This window comes from Streptomyces sp. ID05-26A (assembly GCF_033794685.1).
Lineage (GTDB): Bacteria > Actinomycetota > Actinomycetes > Mycobacteriales > Pseudonocardiaceae > Lentzea.
On the sequence record NZ_JARAYZ010000001.1, the window covers coordinates 124,375 to 143,601 of the forward strand.

A 19,227-nucleotide genomic window follows, 5' to 3' on the forward strand; every position below is an offset into this window, starting at 1 on the left:
ATTACTGAAGAGCGAGCCGCACTGTGCGGCCACTCCGTGGTTGGTCATGAGCCTTGCCCCAACCGTGAAGAAGGAGAAGCACTCGCAACTGAAGTTTGGCGAGCGTGAAAGACACGAACACGAAACTGCAACCAACGAAAGAGTCTACCCCAGATCAGGAGCGTTTGCGCTGAGGTACCGCGAACCGCTGCTGCATGAGCGAGATCCGGAAGACGAGGAAGCAAGCAAGAGCGCCCGCACCGATCGCCAGGAGCGTGGACAGGGTCGAGAACACGACGTAGAGAGGTGTGTCGAGAAGCATCGACTCGAACACGTCACACAGCACCATGGCGAGGAACGCGTACTGCCAGGGCTTGATCAACGGACTCGCGACCCGCTGGCCGAACGGCACCTCGCGCTGCGCCGGATCGCTCGCCTTCCACACCTGCGACACCGTCCTCACGCCGTGCAGCGCGATCGCCTCCGCGTTGTGGGTGACCCCGCGGAACCACAGGACCGACGCGACGGCGGCGGGCAGGATCAGCACGATCGCCAGGAAGCTCCACGACGACGAGCCGCCCTGCCAGTCGTTGATCGTGCCCCAGATCGACTCCACGGCGACCAGCGCGATCAGGCCCATCGTGACGTAACCGGTGACCTGGACGTCTTTCAGGTCGATGTAGGCGCTCACGACCACCCCCGAGAAGTACGGACCTGGGCGCGGAGGGTACTCGGCGAGCAACTGGCGCTGTCCGAGGCCTGCTGGCCTGCGCCGATCTGGCGCTGCACCGTGTCACGGCCGTGATCGGCGCAGCGCAGGCTGTACCCATGCGAACTGGGGGGTTTCTGCGCTGGGTGGCACATCCGCTGACAATCTGCGCCACCGTCGTGCTGCTGCTCAACGACCACGTGTTCAAGCAGGCGTGGCCGGGGTTCGTCACCGGCAAGCTCAGCGACGTGGCCGGACTGGTGGTGGCACCACCGGTGCTCGGGCTGCTGTTGAGCCTGTTCCTCGCCGGCCGGATCGCCGCCGGGGCGTCGGTGCTGCTGACCGGCGCCGGATTCGCGGTGGTCAAGCTGACGCCCCCGGGCGCCGAGGTCGCGTCGGCGGCGTGGTCGGTCGTCAACGGGCCCTCGGGCGTCCTGGCCGATCCGACCGACCTGGTGGCGCTGCCCGCGCTGGGCCTCGCCTGGTGGGCCTGGCGCCGGGTGTCGGCGGCCCCGCCGCTGCCGGACGGTCTGGTTTCCAGGGTGCGGGTGCTGGTCGCGGTGCCGTTCGCGGTCCTGGCGATCGCCGCGACGTCGGCCCCCGGCGACACGGTCGAGTCGGTCAACTCCGTGACCGTCGCGGACGAGGACGGCACGCGGGTGCTCATCCAGACGGACATGCGGAGCTACACCTCTCCCTCGGGCGTGGGCGACTGGACGCCTGTGCCGGAGACTCCGGAGAGTCCGCCGACGGTGCGTCCGCGGAAGACCGAAGCCTGCGTACCCGATGACCCCGCACACTGCTACCGCGTGCACGGCGACGGCCTCTCCGATCATGCGATGTCGGCAAGCGAGGGCCGTCTGCTCGGCGTCGACGAGACGACCGACGGCGGTCAGACCTGGCGCACCGCGTGGGAGGTGCCCGCCGGCCGGTGGTCGTTCGTCCTGAGCCAGCACCGGTTTCCCCGTGGGTTCGAGCGCCCTGAGGAGCTCACCAGTGTGGAGGTCCTCGTCCGTGCCGTCCCAGGTGGACACGAGGTGTTCGTGGCCAACAGGGCGGAGGGACTGGCGGTCCGCGGCGTCGACGGCACCTGGCGCCGCGTGCCGGTCGTGGTCGCCGAGACCGGGCTGGAAATCCGGCCGGTGCCGCTCACCGCGTTCGGCCGCGGGCTCGGGGAGGAGGTCACCGTTGCCGGACTGATCGCCCAGTTCGCCCTGCTGATCGGGATGTCGGTGGCGGCCGGCCGGGCTCGTGCCCGTACCGGACGTGGGCTCGTCGCCGTACTTCCAGCCGGCCTTCTCGTCGTGTGCGCTGTCCCGCTCGCCGGGCTGGTGTCGTTCCTCAGCAGCTCCAACGCGACGGTCGGGCCGGGGTTGGTGGTGGCACTGTTCCTGGTCGGCGCCGGTATCGGTCTCACGATGACGGTGGGGGTGCTGCGCCGATCACGCGTGCTGGCGGTCGGCGCCGCCGCCGTGCTGACCGGACTGGCGTTCCTCCGCCCCGTCTTCGGCTGGACAGCAGGCCAGCCGACCGAGCGTGACCTCGCCATCGGACTCGGTCTGGCCGGCGCGGCGGTGGGCCTGGTCCTGGTCGTCGCAGCCGGGTGGTGGGCGGGGCGCGACCCGGCTCGGCCGCGGGTTCTGGAGGACCCCGGCTGGCCTCCGCTGCCGTCTCCCCAATAGCCGGCTACCTGCCGAATCCACAGCCCAGTTCGGTGAAGGTCGCGATCTTCTCGGCGGCCCTCACGACGACCTCGTCGATACCGTCGAGCAGCACCCGGTCACCGACGCGGCGAGCGGGCAGCAGCGGCACGTCGGCCTTGCCGCACTGCTCGGCGACCGACGTGAACGCCCGCGCGGCGGCGAGCGGCGCGACGAGGGGCTCGCCGGTCTGCCGGTGCCGGATGAGGTTCTCCAGGAGGTCGACGGACGGTGCGACGGCCATGCGGTGGTCGTTGACCGTCAGCCTGTCGTCGTCGTACCACCACACGGCCTGACCAAGCGTCCCGTGCACCAGGACCACCGGTGGCAACGATGTCGTGGCGCAGAGCGTGGTGGCGACGACGACCGGTGGCGCGCCATCGGCCGTGACCCGTACACACGCCGTGTCGTCCGCCGTGATCGTGTCGCGACACCGGTACAGCTCCAACTCGACAGCGATGTCGGTCCGTTCCTCGACATCGGCGAGCAACAGCGCGTTCTGCAGGGCGTGCGCGAACGGGTTCACGAGCGTCCCGTCCTCACCCTGCCTCCCGGCCCATTCGGCGCGCTCGTAGTACGAGTCCGTGCGCACCCAACGACCGGCGGCGCCGATACCGGTGATTTCACCCAACGCGCCGGAGCCGATCAACGAGCAAAGCCGCCGGTACGAGCCCGTGCCCTGCGTCTGGAAGCCGGCCTGGCACACCAGCCCGCGTTTGACCGCCTCGGCGGAGATCTCGTCGAAGTCGGTCAGCGACAACACGGCCGGCTTCTCGACCAGCACGTCGCAGCCCAGTTCGAACGCCGTGAGCACGAGGTCGCGGTGCGTCGCGGGCGGCGAGGAGATCACGACGACCTCCGGGTGCAGTTCGTCGGCCAGCGACGGCAGATCCGGGTAGGACGGCACCGGCACGTCGACGTCCGCCACGTCGACCACCCCGACGAAGGTGGCGAGGCCGTCGTGGCCCAGCCTGACCAGGTTCTCCACGTGCCGCGCCCCGTGCCCACGAGCGCCGACCAGCGCAACACGCATCGCTCTCACCCTTCTCGGGCGGACTCCACCGCGCCCACCAGCATCAGCCGACGTGCGTGGAATTTCAATGCGCCGCGCCAACCAAGACTCGTTTGCGACAGCATCCGGCCACCGCGGTCACCGGAACGGGCAATGGCGCCGGGGGTGTGGCGACCGCTAAGGGGTCCTCACCGGAGGTCGATGACGTCGGTGACGCGGACGGCCTCCCCGGTCTCGAAGCTGCGGTTGGCGGCGAACCCGGTCAGCAGCGAGAGCGCGCCGTCGTAGTGCGTCGCCCGGCGTCCCAGCGGGTCCTCCTGGCCGGGCGGCCCGTACAGCGCGTCGACCATGCGCTGGTCCGCGCCGCCGTGCCCGTCCCGGTCGAACTCCAGCGGGACGTCCTCGCGTTCGGCGAACAGCCGCTGCACGGACAGCTTCGCCCACCCCTGTTCGGGGTTCGCGGCGACGCCGTGCACGGACGGGTCCTGACCCGACACCCACGAGTTCTCGACGACCTCCAGTTCGAGACGGCCCTTGCTGCCGTTGACCATCAGCCGGTAGCCCTCCCACGGCGAGTAGGCCGTGAGGTGGTACGTCAGGTTCGCGCCGCTGGCGTAGCGGACGAGCACGGACATGTCGTCCTCGATGGACACGCCAGGTTCGAACGGGTTTTGGTCGCGGCGATAGCCGTCCTCGTGCTGTGCATCGACATAGAGCTTCTTGAGCCAGGCGTTCTGCTCCAACTTGATGTCGAACCGGTCATCGCGCGCGTAGCCGTGCCGTTCGCCGTTCTCCTTGCCGTAGAAGAACAATCGTCCGTGCGCGTACACGGTCTCGGGCACCGAGCCGACCCACCAGTTGAGCAGGTCGAAGTGATGCGTCGCCTTGTGCACCATGAGACCGCCGGAGTTGGCCTTGTCGCGGTGCCAGCGGCGGAAGTAGTCGGCGCCGTGACGGGTGTCGAGCAACCATTCGAAGTGCACGGACCCGATCTCACCGACGGCGCCGTCCGCGAGCAGCGCGCGCACCTTCTCGTGGATCGGGTTGTAGCGGTAGTTGAAGGTGACCGTGACGTTGCCTTCGTTGCGGTGCACCGCGTCCAGGATCTTGCCGGCCGACGGGACGTCCGTCGTCATCGGCTTCTCCGTCACGACGTCACGCCCCGCGTCCAACGCCTCGACGATGTAGGTGTCGTGGAAACGGTCCACGGTGGTCACCACCACCACGTCGACCCGTTGCTCCTCAAGCATCTTCAGGAAGTCTTCGGCGTCGTACGTCGGGACCGGCTCGACGCCTAGTTCCGCGAGCCGTTCGTTGTGGACGTCCATCCTGGTCCGGTTCACGTCGGCGAACGCCACGAGCTCGCAGGTCTCCGCGTGTTCGACCGCGATGGCGTGGACGTGCCGTTCCGCCCGCGCTCCCGTGCCGACCACCGCGTATCGCCTGCGCGCCATCCCCGGACCTCCCCTGAAAACGTTTTCGGTCGTGTCACGATACGCGAGCGGCAGGATGAGGACATGCCGACTCCTGTGGTGCTCGACTGCGACCCCGGCCACGACGACGCGATCGCCATCCTGCTCGCGGCCGGGTCCCCCGAGATCGACCTGCGCGCGATCACCACCGTGGCCGCGAACCAGACTCTGGACAAGGTCACCACGAACGCGCGGCGGATCTGCTCAGCCGCCGGGATCTCGGTGCCGATCGCCCGCGGGTGCGCACAACCGCTGGTGCGACCGCTGTACGTGGCCGAGGACATCCACGGTGAGTCCGGAATGGACGGTCCGTCGTTCGGCCCCCTGACCGTCGGCGTGGTGCCGGAGCACGCGATCGACGTGATGCACGCCCACATGCCGGCGACGCTGGTGGCGACCGGCGCCCTGACGAACGTGGCGATGTACCTGCGGCGGTACGGACCCTCGGCGGTGCGCGAGATCGTGCTCATGGGCGGGTCCACCGAACGCGGCAACACCACGCCGTACGCGGAGTTCAACATCTACGTCGACCCGGAGGCGGCCGCGATCGTCTTCGGCAGCGGTGTGCCGATCACGATGATCGGGCTGAACGTGACTCACCAGGCGTTGGTGACGCCGGAGGTCGTGGCGCGGTTGAACGCGCTGGGGCCGCTCGGGCGGACGTGCGGGGAGCTGATGACGTTCTTCGCGGCGACCTACCGCGAGGTGTTCGGGTTCGCGGCACCGCCGTTGCACGACCCGGTCGCGGTGGCGCGGGTGATCGATCCGACGCTGGTGACGTGCGTCGAGGCGTTCGTGGGGATCGAGACGACGGGGACCTTCACCCGCGGCGCGACGGTCGTGGACCTGCACGGCAGGCTGGGCCGGGAGCCGAACTCGCTGGTGGCGGTGGGCCTGGACGTGGACCGGTTCTTCGATCTGGTCGTGGATGCCGTAGGCCGGCTCACGTGACGGGAACGGGGCGGCGACTCCGGTGAGTCGCCGCCCCGTTCCACGCAAAAGCCTGACCTAGCTGATGCTCTTGCCGCTCAGCACGGCCCACTGGCTCCAGCCGGCCTTCTCCTTGTAGAAGCGGCGGATCAGCTTGCCGTCGTCGGTGCGGGCGAAGACCTCGACGGTCTTCGTCTGCGCGTGGTACATCGCGGTCGGCGCCTCGGAGGCCTTGGTGGTGCCGAGCTTGGCCCACGAGCTCCAGCCGCTGTCGATCGCGCGGGAGTGCTCGACGATGCCGCCCTCACCGAGCTGCACGACGTCGATGGACCCGGTCGTCGAGTTGAAGACCGCCGACGGGGCGCCGGTTCCCTTGCCGCCCATGGACTTCCAGACACCTGCCGCGTACTGCTCGACGCTGCCGGACTCGGTGCGCACGAAGACCTGGTCGACGGCGACGCTCGGGTCGCTGACGATCTTCTTGTCGCCCTGGTCCGCCCAGGTGCTGCCGTCCCACTTGATCAGCTTGCCGTCGGCGGAACGCGCGTAGACGTCCTTGTCGGCGACGGCCGGGTTGCCCTCGATCTTGCGGTCGCCGACCGGGGCCCACTTGTCCGTGAAGCGGAGCAGGAGGCCGTCCGTGCCGCGAGCGAGGACCTCGACGGCCTTCGTCTTGTCGTTCCAGAACAGCGTCGGGTCGCCCGCGACGGCCGTGTCGCCGACCGCGAGCCACTTGCCGTCGACGCGGCGGTAGACCTTGTCGTCCGTGCCGCGCGCGAACACCTCGACGATCTTCGTCTGCGGGTTCATCAGCGCGACCGGGTCGCCGGCGAAGAGCTCGGGACCGAGCTGCTGCCAGCCGCTCCACCGGCTCGTCTTGTGGAAGTTCGTGATGATCGTGTCGTCCGCGCCGCGCACGAAGACCTCGAGCTGCCCCGTGCCGGAGATCTGCGGACCGGCGTTGACGACGAGCTTGTCCGTCACCGGCGTCTCGCTGCGGGTGGTGCCACCGCTGCCGGCCTCGAGGATGTTGTTGTAGCGCAGGGGCACGTACCTGCGGGCGTTGCTGGCGCTCCACACGCGCTGCACGGGCCTGCTGCCGTCCGGCCCGGCCTGCTCGCGCACGATGGGCCGCGTCTTGGCCGCGTCCGCCCAGCCGATGAACAGCGCGACGTGGTTCTCGCGGTCGTTGAGCGCGTCGCCGGGACGGAGGTCCTCCCAGTCGATGCGGTGCGCGACCTGCTCGAGGATGTGCGTGGTGTAGGAGATGCGCAGGCCCCAGGCCATCGAGACGAAGCCGGAGCAGTCGGTGCGGTAGGCGCCGTACTTGTTGCCGAAGCAGTCGCTCTGGCTGTAGGGAACGCGGGCGCTGATCCACGTCCGCGAGCGCGCCAGGACCTCGCTGCGCGTGATCTTGGAGTTGGCCTCGTACGTCCCGCAGACCACCCCGCCCTCGGCAGCGGCGACCGCGACGTCAGGCATGGCCAGCGTCGAGCCGAACGTGATGGCCGCCGCGGCGACCGCCAACATCCCCCACGATCTCATGCCGGTCACCGTAGCAAGGGGATGTGAAGTTTTGGTCCGGTCGAACGTCCTGTGTTCCGGCCATCACTGACTTGTTCGTGCCGTTCAGACCGTCAACCGTGAACACGAGGCCGGACGCACGGGCAGTGAAGTCGACCCTTGTGGACGATCGTCACGTCCGCAGGCTCGCCACGAGGTCGGCGTCGCTGATCTCGGCGGTGACCCAGGCGAGCGGGTAGCTCAGCTCGATCGTGTCGACCTCCCTGGTCAGCCGGACGCCGGGCAGCACCTTGCGGACCAGCGCGAGCATCGCGTGGTTGTCGGGCAGGACGTTGCCGTGCAGTTCCGCGACGCCCATCCTGGCCGCGACCGCCGTGAGCTCCTCCAGCAGGAGGCGGCCGACGCCACGGCGCTGCCACAGGTCGACCACGGCGACCGCGATCTCCGCGCCGCACTCCCCCGTCCTGATCACCCTGGCGATGCCGATCGGTTCGCCGCCGACCCTGGCGCACACGGCCCCGTGTCGTTGCCCGTCCACGTCGGTCAGCACCCGGCGCGCGGAGGCGGTCAGACGGGGCGTCGGCGAGTGGAAGCGCAGGTAGCGGCTTCGCGCGGAGAGTCCTTCGAAGACCGCGTCGACAGCTTCCGGCGCGGTGTCGCGGTTGAGCTCGGTGACGCGCATGAGGATCTACCCCTCTGAGTTCGGAATCCGAACTGTAGCTGAGTTCGAAAATCGAACGCAAGGGATATCCTGGGTTCATGCCGTACTCGAACTTCGCGAGCATGCCCTGCACGCTGAGCCGCCCCGCCGCGCTGCTGGGCGAGCGCTGGACGCTGCTGCTGCTCCGCCAGATCTTCCTGGGCACCCGTCGCTTCGAGGACTTCCAGGCGACGATGGACATCTCGCGCAGCGTCCTGACGGATCGACTGAACGTGCTGCTGCAGGAGAACGTGCTCAAGCGCGTGCCCTATCACGAGGACGGCCGCACACGGCACGAATACCGCCTCACGGAGAAAGGCCGCGACCTCTACCCCGTGCTGATGGCACTGCGCACGTGGGGCGAGAAGTGGATGGCCCCGGACGAAGAAGAGACGTTCCAGTTGCACCACCGCGACTGCGGCGGGGGCGTGCGGGCGAAGGTCGAGTGCACCGAGTGCGCCGCCGAACTGACCGCGCGCGACGTCGAGGTGACGGCCAGGCGGTGAACTGATGCCCTAGAGCGAGTCGAGGTGCCTGCGCAGCAACGACACCGCGAGGTCCGGCGTCATCCGGTCCGGGTGGAGCACGCCGTCGACGGTGAGGCCGTTGAGCAGCGACGCCAGCCGCTCGGACTCCAGAGTGACGTCGTGCGTCGCCGCGATGGTGCCCGCCTCGGTCATCACGGTCAGCGCGCGGCGGCAGAGCGCGCGCAGGCCGTCGTAGAGCCGTTCGGCGTGCGGCACGAGGGACGGCCGGGTGCGCGAGGCGGTGACGAAAGCCAGCCACAGCACGGCTTCGTCGCGCCGGCGGTCGTCGAGCGGGAGCACCTCGGAGAGCACGCGTTCGGCCGGCCGGCGTGGATCACTGCGATCTCGGAGTGACTGCACGTGGGCCATGACGCGCTGGTCGATGGAGTGGATGAGGGCCTCGACGGCGAAGATGATCATGTCGTCGTGGCTGTCGAAGTAGTGGCGGATCGAGCCGATCGCGAGGCCCGCCTCCACCGCCACGTTGCGCAGCGAGGCCTGCTCGACGCCGTCGCGCACGACCACGCGGAACACCGCCTCGGCGACGGCCTGGCGGCGGGCGATGGGATCGACGACTCTCGGTGACACCTCCCTTTTGTAGCATGACCCTGCTAATTTAAGTAGCATGGTCATGCTACTTAGGGGGATGCAATGACATACGCGCTGATAGCGGCCGGTGTGCTGTACGTGCTCGTGCGCCGGTTCATGGGGGAACCGCTCAACGCCAGGGACCTGCTGGCGCCGCTCGCGTTCCTCCTGTTCTTCGGCGTCCGCGCGGTGGACGAGTTCCACCTGGTCTACCTGCTGCCGCTCGCCGCCGGGTTCGCGTTCGGCGCGGTCCGGGGCCTGACGATCAGGCTGTTCGAGCGCGACGGCCACCTGTGGCAGCGGTACACGCCGTGGACCTTGCTCGTGTGGGTGACGTCGATCGGCACGAGTGTCGGGTTCGCGCTGCTGCTCGACCACCACGCACCCACGCAGCTGTCCATCGGGGTGAGCATGCTCGGCGAGCTGTGCGCCGTGGGGGCGAAGGCGTTGAACACGGGGCTGCCGTTCGCACCGCAGAAGCTGTCCAATGGAAGGCATGGAACGTCGTGACTTCCTCGTGGGGGCAGGGCTGCTCGCCGTCGCGCCGACCGCGTCGTCGGCCGGGCAGGGAGTGGACTGGGGCGCCGTGCGCCGCGAGTTCCGGCTGGACCCGGCGCTGACCAACCTGGGGCTCTTCTACCTCGCGTCGAACCCGCGCGAGGTGCGGGACGCGGTCGACGACTTCCGCCGCAGGCTGGACGCGAACTCGCACGACCTGATGCCCGAGCAGGCGCAGGAGGTCGCCGTCGCGCTGGGCCGGTACGTCGGCGGCGCGGCGGACGACATCGCGTTCGTGCCCAACACGACCATGGGGCTCTCGATCGTCTACGGCGGCCTGAAACTGCGTGCCGGCCAGGAGTTGCTGCTCAACGACCAAGACCACGCGTGGCACCAGCAGGCCGCCCGGCTCGCGGCGGGACGGGCGGGCGCGAAGGTCAGGATCGGCACGCTCTACGAGAACCCCGCGAAGGCCACCGAGGACGAGATCGCGACCCGGCTGCGGAACTCGATCACGCCGCAGACCCGTGCGGTCGGCATTACGTGGGTGCAGTCGAGCACGGGCCTACGCATGCCGGTCCGCGCGTGCGCCGCGGTTGTCGCCGAAGCAAACCGGGGCCGCAAACAAGAAGACCGCTGCCTCCTCGTCGTAGATGGCGTGCACGGACTTGCGGCCGTGCACGACGATCCAGCACGCACGGGCGCGGACGTGTTCGTCGCCGGCACTCACAAATGGCTGTTCGGGCCGCGCGGCACCGGCATGGTGTGGGTGAACCCCGAGGTGAGCGGCGAGATCGTGCCGATGCTGCCGAGCCTGAGCAACCGCAGCGAGACGGCGCTGCTGGGACCCGGCGGCTTCCACGCGTTCGAGCAGTACTTCGGCGTGCAGGCGGCGGTGCGGTTCCACCAACGACTCGGACGCGACCGCGTGGCGTCCCGGATCACCGAGCTCGCCGGTCGTTTCAAGGACGGGCTGGCCGACGTCCCCGGGGTCGTCGTGCACACGCCACGCGACCCGGCCACGTCCGCGGGCCTGGTGTGCTTCGACGTTCCCGGGCACACCGGACCCGAGGTCGTGGAACTGCTGCGGCAGAAGCAGATCCAGATCACCACGGCGTCCTACCGGATCCCGTACGCACGCGTCGGCACGTCGATCCTCAACACCCCGGAGGAGATCGACCGGACCGTCCGGGAGATCAGCGCCCTGGCCCGATGACGGTCGGCAGTTCCGCCACTCCCGGCGGTTCGAGCTGCACGCTGGTGTTCTCCATCCTCACCTGCGGCTGGTTCATCGCGTCGTGCGCGAACCACCCTCCTCCGAGAACGAGCACGAGCAGCCCCGCCGCGATGAACGGCGTCGTAGGAATCCGCTTCTTCGGCTCTTCCTGACGCGGTACGGGCACCTCGACCGTGGCTTGCTCGGCGGGTTCGGGTTCCAGCTGCACGGCTTCGAGGTAGGCACCCGTCGCGGCCGCACCGTCCGGCGCCCTCATCACCGGGATGCCCAGCCGTTCCGCGATCTCCTTCGCCACCAGCGGAATCCGCGCCGACCCGCCCACGAGCAGGATGACGTCGGGCAGGCACAACCCCGCGCTCGTCACGACCCGTTCCAGCGCGTCGATCGTCAGCTCGACCGACGGCCGGATGATCGCCTCGAACTCCAGCCTGCTCAGCCGGACCTCGCACACCTCGCCGTTCGTTGCGACGTAGGGAATGCGCACCTCCGGATAACTGCCGAGCAGTTCCTTCGCCTCGACGCAGCTCCGCACGAGCTCACGGCTGTGCGTACCGATCTTCGTGATCACGTGCTCCGCCACCAGCCCGTCCAGGTCGAAGCCGCCGACCTCGACCCGTTCCGGCTGCCCGGCCAGCAACAGCACACCTTGCTTGCGCAGCACCGTGATGTCACATCCGGTGGCACCGAAGTCGAACACCGCCACCGTGCTGTGCTCGGGCATCTGCACGTCGGCGTCGAACGCGATGGCGGCGGCATGCGGTGCCGGCACGAACAACACGTCCGCGCGGCCTTCGTTGATGAGGTCGTGCCTCAACTGCTCGAGATGCTCGTGCGGCCAGCACAACGGATGCGTCATGGCGACACGGCTCGGCGGCTCCCCGTGCCGCTGCGCGAGGTCGTCGAGAACGCTCGCGATCTCCCTGGCCGCCGACTGCTCACGCCGGCCGTTGGTCGTGACGCCACGGCTGGTGGCGACGGTGGTGCCTGCGGATCCGAGATCGAGCCCAACCTGGTACGACATGCGGGTCACCCCTCACTGCGGACACCCACCACACGTACGTCTCAGTTGGCCCGGTTCAGATTTTCTCGTCGCCCGTGCGAAACCCGCGCCGTGTGCGGCTCTCCCACCGGAGTCCAGCGGAACGTGCGGATCGAGGTCAGTTCGCTGAACCCCTGTCCTGCGACGAGATCACGCACGTCGCTGGTTGCCTCGACGAGCAGGTAGCGCTGGTAGAACGGCCAGGCCGGCGCGACGCGCTGCAACAACGGCCCGAACTCGTGGTGTGCGCCGGTCATGCCGAACTCGATGAACTTGTCGCTGGTGGCGGCGTGCCACCACAGAACGCCGGTCAGCTCCTGGTCACGGCGTAGCGCGTACCAGGCGGCCTGCACGGCCTCGTCCTCCCGGACACGGTGCGCGGCCGACGCCGCCGATCGGGCCTCGTCGAACTCCTCCTCGTCGAGGAGGGCGCTCACGTTCTCCGGCAGCTCGTCCGATGCCAGCGCGCGGTCTCGTGCGGCGATCATGACGTGGGTGGGCTCGTCCTCGGTGAACCCCACCTCGGTCAGGTGCTCGGCGAGCGCAGGCGTGGCGCGGTGCCGGTGGATCCGCCACTCGACGGGCTCGGACCGTTGCGCGGCAATGCTCTTCTGGCGTTCTACCAACGCCCTTGGGTCGCCCGTGATGGCGTCTGAGTGCTCGATCGTCACGTGCGTGCCGAGGTGCAAGCGGGTGAGTGCGCCATCCTGCTCTCTCGTGGCGCCGCACGGTGTTCTGCTCAACCTGCGTTCGTCGTAGTCCTGGATCACCGGCCGACCAACTGCCTCGCGAGCTGATCAGCCTCTTCCCTGGTGAAGTTGCCGGAGATCTGCGTGGAGCCACCGGTGATCGGCGACTGGATGCTGGGTGCGCTGAGCACCCGTCCGTTGATCAGGATCGCGATCTGCTTGCCCACGTTGGCGGTCGTGAAGTCGCTCCAGGTCCGGGCGCCCTCGGGGTCGAACTCGATCGTCACGACGTGGCCGCCGTACTCGCTGGGGCTCGCCGTGGCCTTGACTACCCGGTCGCCGTCGAGGGCCACCGGGCCCAGGTCGTACTTGAACTCACCGGCGTCGCAGGTCACCAGTGGTGCGGCCGGGTCGTCGTTGCCGACCAGCGGGTCCGGGGCCGCGCAGTCGAGTGTGCCGAGCGCCTGCTCGCGGACGGTGGCGTCGGTGCTCTGCCTGGTCGCCCGCGCGGTCTGGACGGCCGGGTCGCCGGGCTCGTTCTGCGGCGCGGGGAAACCGGACGACGGCTTGGTGGTGGGGGCCTGGCCCTTCACCTCGCGGAAGGTCAGCTTGCCCGTGAGCCATTCCGCCGTGACCGGGGTGCCCGGCTCGGTGGCCGTGCAGGCGGCGACGGCGAGGAGCAGCACCACAGCAAGGATCTTCATGCCGTTGGCTTACCACGTGGCCACCGCCCGCATGGGGCGAATCAGAGCGCCATCAACCGTTCCGCCGCGTTCCGCGCACCGTCCGTGCTCACCTGGGCGGAAAGCTTCTCGGCCTGGTCCGCGAGGTGGAGTGCCTCGGCGAGGGTTTCGACCGTCACCGCCTTCGCGGAGCGGCCGATGTTCAGCCTCTCGACCTGGCCGCCCCAGTAGTACTGGTCGTACATGTGCGGCAACACGACCTGCGGCCTGCCCGCCGCCGCGGCCGTCGTGGTCGTCCCGGCACCGCCGTGGTGCACGATCGCGGCGACACGGCGGAACAACGCCTGCTGGTTCACCTCACCGATCGCGATGCAGTCCGGGGCGGTGTCGGCGAGCTCCAGGTCTGCCCAGCCTCGTTGCAGGACAACGCGTTTGCCCAGTTCGCGCGCGGCCTCGACGGCCTCGTGCGCCGTGTCCGGGGCTCCACGCATGCTGCCCAGTCCGAAGTAGACCGGTGGCTCGCCGTCGTCCAGGAACGCCTGCAGGTCCGGGCCGAGCGGGCGTTCGTCGTCGATCAGCCAGGCGCCGGTCTGGACGAGGTCGCCGGGGCCTGGCCACGGGCCGAGCACCGGGTCCGCGGCGAGCCACGGGGCGTCGCCGAAGATGTGGTCGCGGACGTCGTCGATCGGGCCGAGGCCGAGCTTGGCCCGCTCGGCGTTGAGGGTGTCGCGCGAACTCGTGAAGTAGTGGCGGTGCTGGTCCCACTGCGCGAGGTTTTCCTCGGGAGTTCCGTTCACCGGCACGCGGCCCAGCAGTGCGGGTGGGGCGTGGTGCGGTGAGGGCAACGTGTTCGCGCAGAAGCTCGCATACACGTAGTGGGCGCCGATGCTTTCCGCCACGGAACGGGTCGCGTGCTGCAACGCGCCGCCCGCCACCAGGACGTCGGCCCGGCCTGCCGCCCTCGTGACGACCCGGAACTGTTCCCTGACCGACTCCTCGACGAGCCTGCGGAGGTCGTCCGGCGTGGTCCCGATCGCCGTGGCCTCACGCAGGTTCGGGCCCACTGGCGTGAAGGTGACGCCGTTGCCCGTGACGAGTTCCTCGAAGTCCGGCGGCGCGACGACCTCGACGTCGTTGCCCAGTGCCTTCAGCCGCACGGCCAGCGCGGTGACCGGCTGCGCCTCTCCCCGCGACCCGATGGTGGACAGCAGAAATCGCATGCTCGAACCCCTCAATCCCCTGGTCAGGCCACGAAGTGTGCGGCCGGCACCGGGTCTTGCGGCAAGTCCCCCCACGCGCTATAAGTTCCAACGGGGAGAACAGTTCTCCCCAGCACACAGCCCGCCCGAGCACTGCGCCTCGGACGGGCTGATTCGCGTTCTGGGCCCTAGTGGGCGGCGTCGTCCCAGGAACGACCGACGCCGACGGAGACCTCCAGCGGCACCTGCAACTGGTAGGCGTTGCCCATGTGCTCGCGCACGAGCGCTTCGACGGCCTCGCGCTCGCCCTCGGCCACCTCCAGGACCAGTTCGTCGTGCACCTGCAGGAGCATCCGCGACCGCAGGCCGGACGACTCCAGCGCGCGGTACACGCCCAGCATGGCCACCTTGATGATGTCCGCGGCGCTGCCCTGGATCGGCGCGTTGAGGGCCATGCGCTCGGCCATCTCGCGGCGCTGGCGGTTGTCGGATGTCAGGTCGGGCAGGTAGCGGCGGCGCCCGAGGACGGTCTCGGTGTAGCCGTCCTTGCCGGCCTTCTTCACGATCTCGTTGAGGTAGTCGCGCACGCCGCCGAAGCGGGCGAAGTACGCCTCCATCTGCTCGCGGGCCTCTTCGGTCGGGATGCGCAGCTGCTGCGACAGACCGAACACCGACAGGCCGTACGCGAGGCCGTACGACATCGCCTTGATGCGGCGGCGCATCTCCCCCGTCACCTCGGAGGTGGGGATCGAGAACGCCTGCGACGCCACGTAGGTGTGCAGGTCCTCGCCGCTGTTGAAGGCCGCGATCAGGCTCTCGTCGCCGGACAGCGTCGCCATGATCCGCATCTCGATCTGGCTGTAGTCCGCGGTCATCAGCTCCGCGTAACCCTCGCCGACGACGAACGCCTGCCGGATGCGGCGGCCCTCGTCCGTGCGGATCGGGATGTTCTGCAGGTTCGGGTCCGTCGAGGACAGCCGGCCCGTCGCCGCGATCGTCTGGTGGAACGTCGTGTGGATGCGGCCGTCGTCCGCCACCGACTTCAGCAGACCGTCCACAGTGGACTTGAGGCGCGTGACGTCGCGGTGCGACAGCAGGTGCTGCAGGAACGGGTGCTCGGTCTGCTCGAACAGGTTCTGCAGCGCGTCCGCGTCCGTGGTGTAGCCGGTCTTGGTCTTCTTCGTCTTCGGCATGTTGAGCTCGTCGAAGAGGACCGTCTGCAGCTGCTTCGGGCTGCCGAGGTTGATCTCCTTGCCGATGACGGCGTACGCCTCCTGCGCGGCGTTCTTCACGCCGGCCGCGAAGTGCGTCTCGAGCTCCGTGAGGTGGTCGACGTCGATCGCGATGCCGACGGCCTCGACCTCGTCGAGGACGTTCATCAGCGGCAGTTCGAGGTTCGCGAGCAGATCGGTGCCGCCGATCGTGACCAGTTCCTCGTCGAGGCGGTCGGCGAGCTCGGCGACGGCACGCGCGCGCAGGATCGTGCTGGTGGCGACCTTCTGGGCTTCCTCGGACTCGTCGGTGAGCAGCGACAGCTGACCGCCGCCCGACTCCTCGGCCCGCAGCTCGCGCTTGAGGTAGCGCAGCGCCAGGTCGTCCAGGGCGAACGACCGCTGGCCGGGACGCACCAGGTAGGCGGCCAGGGCCGTGTCCGAGGACAGGCCGCGCAGCTTCCAGCCGCGGGCGCGCACGCGGCGCAACGGCAGCTTCAGGTCGTGGCCGGCCTTGGACACCTTCTCGTCGGCGAGCCACGCGGCGAGCGCCTGCTCGTCGGCCTCGTTCAGCTCGGTGACGTCGACGTACCCGCCCTCACCGGTGGCCGTGCAGAGCGCGACGCCCTCCAGGTCGGTCGTGATGCGCAGCGCGACGCCGACCCGCGTCTTGCGGGCGTTCGTGTCGAGCCACTTCTCGAGCGTGCCCGCGGGGATCGCGCCGCCGGAGACCTCGAAACCCTCCTCGGCCTCGGGCTCCGCCGTCGTCAGCGTCTGGAAGAGACGGTCGCGCAGGACGCGGAACTCCAGCTCGTCGAACAGGCGGTGCACCGCGTCGCGGTCCCAGACCTGGACCTCGAGGCCGTCGATCGTGTACGGCAGCTCGACGTCCTTGATCAGCTCGGTGAGCTGGCGGTTCATGATGATGTTCGCCAGGTTGCCGCGCAGGGCCTCGCCGACCTTGCCCGGCACCTCGTCGATGCGGTCGACGAGCTCGTTGAGGCCGCCGAACTGGTTGAGCAGCTTGATGATCGTCTTGGGGCCGACACCGGGGGTGTTCGGCAGGTTGTCCGACGAGTCGCCGCGCACCGCCGCGTAGTCCGCGTACTGCTCCGGGCGCACGCCGTGCTTCTCCTCGACGTACGCCGGGGTGAAGCGGCCCATCTCCGAGACGCCCTTGACCGGGTACAGCACCGTGACCTTGTCGTTGACCAGCTGGAACGCGTCGCGGTCGCCGGTGACGATCTCCACCTCGACGCCCTGTGCCACGGCCTGCGTGGTCAGCGTCGCGATGATGTCGTCCGCCTCGTAGTTCTCCTTCTCCATGGTCGGGATGGCCAGCGTGGCCAGCACGTCCTTGATCAGGGAGACCTGGCTGCGGAACTCGTCCGGCGTCTTGGTGCGACCGGCCTTGTACTCGGGGTACTGCTCGGAGCGGAACGTCTTGCGCGAGACGTCGAACGCCACCGCGACGTGCGTCGGCTTCTCGTCGCGCAGGATGTTGATCAACATGGACGTGAACCCGTACACGGCGTTCGTGACCTGGCCCGTCTTCGTCACGAAGTTCTCGGCGGGCAGGGCGTAGAACGCTCGGTAGGCCATCGAGTGACCGTCGATGAGCAGGAGCCGCTTCACGTCTGAGGTAGTCACGGGCCCGAGTCTAGGGTGGGGGTCTGACAGTTTTGCTTGAGCCCTTGGAGCCCGCGTGACCCCCGACCTGCCAATCGAGTTCGCCGACGAGCAGCTGCACGTCCGCATGGGCATCGAAATCACCCGATGGGATGTCCAGGAGATGACCGGCACGATGCCGGTCAAGGGCAACCGCCAGCCGTTCGGCCTGCTCCACGGCGGCGCGAACGCGGTGCTCGCCGAACAGCTCGGTTCCATCGCCTCCGCGATGCACGCCTCGCAGTACAACCTCATCGCCGTCGGGCTCGAGTTGTCCTGCACCCATCATCGAGCGGCGCGCGAGGGCACCGTCACCGGCGTGGCCCGCCCGATCCACCTGGGCCGCAGCACGACGACGTACGAGATCGTCGTGACCGACGAGGACGGCAAGCGCACCTGCACCGCCCGCCTCACGTGCCTCCTGCGCCCCAAGCCCCCCGGCGCCTGACACTGGGGTAAACCACACCCCTTTCGTACGGTAAGCCCCAGTGCGCGGCCAAGATCATCCCGAGATCGTGGACCGCATGACCTTCACGACTCGACTGACAGCAGCGGCCCTGTGCGGCGCGCTGGTCGCGGCCACGGTCCCGGCCACCGCGTCCGCACACCCGGCCCGCGGCAGCCTCCTCGACGTCGTCCCGGTGTCCACGATGGACACCAGCCAGCTGGTGAAATACCTGGGGGACCACGCCTTGGACGCCTCGCGCGTCCGCTTCGCCGTAACCGCGAAGCGCATCACCTACCGCACCATCGACGCCTTCGGAAAACCGACAACCGCAAGCGCCCTGATCGCCCTGCCCGACAACGCCGACCGCACCCCGCGCCAGGCCACCTGGCTGCACGGCACGACGGGCTACCGGGGCTCGGTCGCCTCGGTGGCAGACGGCAACGACAGAGCCGCCACCTACCTCTTCGCCGCCGCCGGCTACCTGACCACGGCCCCGGACTACCTGGGCCTGGGCACCGGCCCGGGCTTCCACCCGTACGTGGACGCGAAGTCCACCGTCACAGCCTCGATAGACGCCTTACGGGCAACCCGCGAATACGCCACCTCAAGGGGCTTACGCCCAGACCGCCGCGTCATGATCACCGGCCACTCCCAGGGCGGCCACGCGGCCATGGCCCTGGGCCAGGCCCTACAGCGCGGCGCAGACCGCAACCTGAAAGCAGGCGCACTGGCCCCGATCGGCGGCCCGTTCAAGCCAAGCCTGCTGGTAACCAAGGCGCTGAACGACGAAATCGCCAACGGCGTCGCGTACATGGCGTACTGGACGGTGGCCTGGAACCGCCTGTTCGACCTCTACGACACCCCGGCAGAAGTCTTCCGCGACCCGTCGATCGAGTCCCTGTTCGATGGCGAGCACCGCAACGAGGAAATCTTCCAGCACCTCCCCGCCACCATGCGGGAACTACTGACCGACTCCTACTACCAGCGCATGCAGCACCCCACAGGCATCCTGCGAGCAAAGCTCCGCGAGGCCGACAGCTACTGCGACTGGCGCCCGACAGTCCCGGTGACGATCTACTCGTCGTCCGGCGACAAGGACACCCTGCTGGAAACCTCCGCTTACTGCGCCCAACGCCTGAAGCAGCACCACGCCCACAGCAACTTGGTAGACCTGGGCGCAGACGTGAACCACGGCAAGGCGGCCAAACTGGCCCTACCCCGAATCCTGGCCGACTTCGACCGCACCTGACCGCAGCACAACTCCGCTCCACAGCTCCACAGCGATGCCGCAGGCGAGCCGTCCTGTCCTTGGTCTTTGGCCTTTGGCACAAGGTCAGGGCGGTGGGGTCCCATCACGAGTCGCGCCATAGCTCTTGCTGCACCTGAGGGGTGAGGTCAAGTCGACACGCTTTTC

At 68.9% G+C, this 19,227-nt stretch carries 18 protein-coding genes; 7 read left to right on the forward strand and 11 right to left on the reverse strand.

Annotated elements, in window-relative coordinates; translation table 11 throughout:
• Positions 1-154: 154 nt before the first annotated feature.
• Positions 155-670 carry a hypothetical protein gene (locus tag PV646_RS00645; protein ID WP_500339479.1) on the reverse strand — a complete coding sequence of 172 codons (516 nt, stop codon included), beginning with the start codon at positions 668-670 and terminating at the stop codon, positions 155-157.
• Positions 671-807: 137 nt separating this feature from the next.
• On the opposite strand from PV646_RS00645, the gene PV646_RS00650 reads away from it, so the two are divergent.
• Positions 808-2,370: a hypothetical protein gene (locus PV646_RS00650; RefSeq protein WP_500339480.1), complete on the forward strand. Its 1,563-nt coding sequence runs from the start codon at positions 808-810 to the stop codon at positions 2,368-2,370.
• A gap of 4 nt (positions 2,371-2,374) precedes the next feature.
• Here the strand turns inward: PV646_RS00650 and PV646_RS00655 are convergent, their stop codons facing one another.
• Both PV646_RS00655 and PV646_RS00660 read right to left on the reverse strand, forming a co-directional pair.
• Positions 2,375-3,421 (reverse strand): Gfo/Idh/MocA family protein, encoded by a 1,047-nt coding sequence (locus tag PV646_RS00655; protein WP_500339481.1) that lies wholly within the window; start codon positions 3,419-3,421, stop codon positions 2,375-2,377.
• A 167-nt stretch (positions 3,422-3,588) separates the two neighbouring features.
• Positions 3,589-4,854 carry a Gfo/Idh/MocA family protein gene (locus PV646_RS00660; RefSeq protein WP_500339482.1) on the reverse strand — a complete coding sequence of 422 codons (1,266 nt, stop codon included), beginning with the start codon at positions 4,852-4,854 and terminating at the stop codon, positions 3,589-3,591.
• Positions 4,855-4,917: 63 nt separating this feature from the next.
• Between PV646_RS00660 and PV646_RS00665 the strand changes: the two genes are divergently transcribed.
• A complete protein-coding gene (locus tag PV646_RS00665; RefSeq protein ID WP_500339483.1) occupies positions 4,918-5,823 on the forward strand; it encodes a nucleoside hydrolase in 906 nt (301 codons plus the stop codon).
• A 57-nt stretch (positions 5,824-5,880) separates the two neighbouring features.
• Here the strand turns inward: PV646_RS00665 and PV646_RS00670 are convergent, their stop codons facing one another.
• Together PV646_RS00670 and PV646_RS00675 are read right to left on the reverse strand one after the other, a co-directional pair.
• Positions 5,881-7,347, reverse strand: a complete 1,467-nt coding sequence (locus PV646_RS00670) for a DUF8189 domain-containing protein (protein ID WP_500339484.1) — start codon at positions 7,345-7,347, stop codon at positions 5,881-5,883.
• Between the two features lie 151 nt (positions 7,348-7,498).
• Positions 7,499-8,008: a GNAT family N-acetyltransferase gene (locus PV646_RS00675; protein WP_500339485.1), complete on the reverse strand. Its 510-nt coding sequence runs from the start codon at positions 8,006-8,008 to the stop codon at positions 7,499-7,501.
• Positions 8,009-8,085: 77 nt separating this feature from the next.
• Here PV646_RS00675 and PV646_RS00680 point away from each other — a divergent pair, with 77 nt between their 5' ends.
• Positions 8,086-8,532 carry a winged helix-turn-helix transcriptional regulator gene (locus PV646_RS00680; protein ID WP_500339486.1) on the forward strand — a complete coding sequence of 149 codons (447 nt, stop codon included), beginning with the start codon at positions 8,086-8,088 and terminating at the stop codon, positions 8,530-8,532.
• Positions 8,533-8,541: 9 nt separating this feature from the next.
• Here the strand turns inward: PV646_RS00680 and PV646_RS00685 are convergent, their stop codons facing one another.
• Entirely contained in the window at positions 8,542-9,141 is a 600-nt protein-coding gene (locus tag PV646_RS00685) for a TetR/AcrR family transcriptional regulator (RefSeq protein ID WP_500339487.1), read from the reverse strand.
• 63 nt (positions 9,142-9,204) lie between these two features.
• On the opposite strand from PV646_RS00685, the gene PV646_RS00690 reads away from it, so the two are divergent.
• Both PV646_RS00690 and PV646_RS00695 read left to right on the forward strand, forming a co-directional pair.
• Positions 9,205-9,651 carry a DUF1453 domain-containing protein gene (locus PV646_RS00690; protein WP_500339488.1) on the forward strand — a complete coding sequence of 149 codons (447 nt, stop codon included), beginning with the start codon at positions 9,205-9,207 and terminating at the stop codon, positions 9,649-9,651.
• Positions 9,638-10,855, forward strand: coding sequence for an aminotransferase class V-fold PLP-dependent enzyme (locus tag PV646_RS00695; protein ID WP_500339489.1), 1,218 nt, complete (start codon positions 9,638-9,640; stop codon positions 10,853-10,855). The genes PV646_RS00690 and PV646_RS00695 overlap by 14 nt, the downstream gene beginning before the upstream one ends.
• Here PV646_RS00695 and PV646_RS00700 read toward each other — a convergent pair.
• The 5 genes from PV646_RS00700 to polA form a co-directional block, all read right to left on the reverse strand.
• Positions 10,836-11,897, reverse strand: a complete 1,062-nt coding sequence (locus PV646_RS00700; RefSeq protein ID WP_500339490.1) for an Hsp70 family protein — start codon at positions 11,895-11,897, stop codon at positions 10,836-10,838. The two genes, PV646_RS00695 and PV646_RS00700, sit on opposite strands and share 20 nt — an antisense overlap.
• A 41-nt stretch (positions 11,898-11,938) precedes the next feature.
• Positions 11,939-12,685, reverse strand: coding sequence for a hypothetical protein (locus PV646_RS00705; protein ID WP_500339491.1), 747 nt, complete (start codon positions 12,683-12,685; stop codon positions 11,939-11,941).
• Entirely contained in the window at positions 12,682-13,308 is a 627-nt protein-coding gene (locus PV646_RS00710) for a SecDF P1 head subdomain-containing protein (protein WP_500339492.1), read from the reverse strand. Before PV646_RS00710 ends, PV646_RS00705 begins: the two co-directional genes overlap by 4 nt.
• 41 nt (positions 13,309-13,349) lie before the next feature.
• Positions 13,350-14,507, reverse strand: coding sequence for a glycosyltransferase (locus PV646_RS00715; protein WP_500339493.1), 1,158 nt, complete (start codon positions 14,505-14,507; stop codon positions 13,350-13,352).
• A gap of 167 nt (positions 14,508-14,674) precedes the next feature.
• The gene (polA, locus tag PV646_RS00720; protein ID WP_500342211.1) at positions 14,675-17,455 is read right to left on the reverse strand and encodes a DNA polymerase I; all 2,781 of its coding nucleotides are present in this window, start codon (positions 17,453-17,455) and stop codon (positions 14,675-14,677) included.
• Between polA and PV646_RS00725 the strand changes: the two genes are divergently transcribed.
• Together PV646_RS00725 and PV646_RS00730 are read left to right on the forward strand one after the other, a co-directional pair.
• Positions 17,454-17,813, forward strand: coding sequence for a hotdog fold thioesterase (locus PV646_RS00725; protein WP_500339494.1), 360 nt, complete (start codon positions 17,454-17,456; stop codon positions 17,811-17,813). The genes polA and PV646_RS00725 overlap by 2 nt on opposite strands.
• A gap of 76 nt (positions 17,814-17,889) precedes the next feature.
• On the forward strand, positions 17,890-19,062 hold the full coding sequence (locus PV646_RS00730; RefSeq protein ID WP_500339495.1) for an alpha/beta fold hydrolase: 1,173 nt from the start codon (positions 17,890-17,892) through the stop codon (positions 19,060-19,062).
• Positions 19,063-19,227 lie beyond the last annotated feature (165 nt).

Bases quoted from the DNA above. Each gene is read 5' to 3' on its own strand.
- PV646_RS00650 (WP_500339480.1), top strand. From the start codon at position 808: ATGCGAACTGGGGGGTTTCTGCGCTGGGTGGCACATCCGCTGACAATC.
- PV646_RS00655 (WP_500339481.1), bottom strand. From the start codon at position 3,421: ATGCGTGTTGCGCTGGTCGGCGCTCGTGGGCACGGGGCGCGGCACGTG.
- PV646_RS00660 (WP_500339482.1), bottom strand. From the start codon at position 4,854: ATGGCGCGCAGGCGATACGCGGTGGTCGGCACGGGAGCGCGGGCGGAA.
- PV646_RS00665 (WP_500339483.1), top strand. From the start codon at position 4,918: ATGCCGACTCCTGTGGTGCTCGACTGCGACCCCGGCCACGACGACGCG.
- PV646_RS00670 (WP_500339484.1), bottom strand. From the start codon at position 7,347: ATGAGATCGTGGGGGATGTTGGCGGTCGCCGCGGCGGCCATCACGTTC.
- PV646_RS00675 (WP_500339485.1), bottom strand. From the start codon at position 8,008: ATGCGCGTCACCGAGCTCAACCGCGACACCGCGCCGGAAGCTGTCGAC.
- PV646_RS00680 (WP_500339486.1), top strand. From the start codon at position 8,086: ATGCCGTACTCGAACTTCGCGAGCATGCCCTGCACGCTGAGCCGCCCC.
- PV646_RS00690 (WP_500339488.1), top strand. From the start codon at position 9,205: ATGACATACGCGCTGATAGCGGCCGGTGTGCTGTACGTGCTCGTGCGC.
- PV646_RS00695 (WP_500339489.1), top strand. From the start codon at position 9,638: ATGGAACGTCGTGACTTCCTCGTGGGGGCAGGGCTGCTCGCCGTCGCG.
- PV646_RS00700 (WP_500339490.1), bottom strand. From the start codon at position 11,897: ATGTCGTACCAGGTTGGGCTCGATCTCGGATCCGCAGGCACCACCGTC.
- PV646_RS00710 (WP_500339492.1), bottom strand. From the start codon at position 13,308: ATGAAGATCCTTGCTGTGGTGCTGCTCCTCGCCGTCGCCGCCTGCACG.
- PV646_RS00715 (WP_500339493.1), bottom strand. From the start codon at position 14,507: ATGCGATTTCTGCTGTCCACCATCGGGTCGCGGGGAGAGGCGCAGCCG.
- PV646_RS00725 (WP_500339494.1), top strand. From the start codon at position 17,454: ATGGGCATCGAAATCACCCGATGGGATGTCCAGGAGATGACCGGCACG.
- polA (WP_500342211.1), bottom strand. From the start codon at position 17,455: ATGCGGACGTGCAGCTGCTCGTCGGCGAACTCGATTGGCAGGTCGGGG.
- PV646_RS00730 (WP_500339495.1), top strand. From the start codon at position 17,890: ATGACCTTCACGACTCGACTGACAGCAGCGGCCCTGTGCGGCGCGCTG.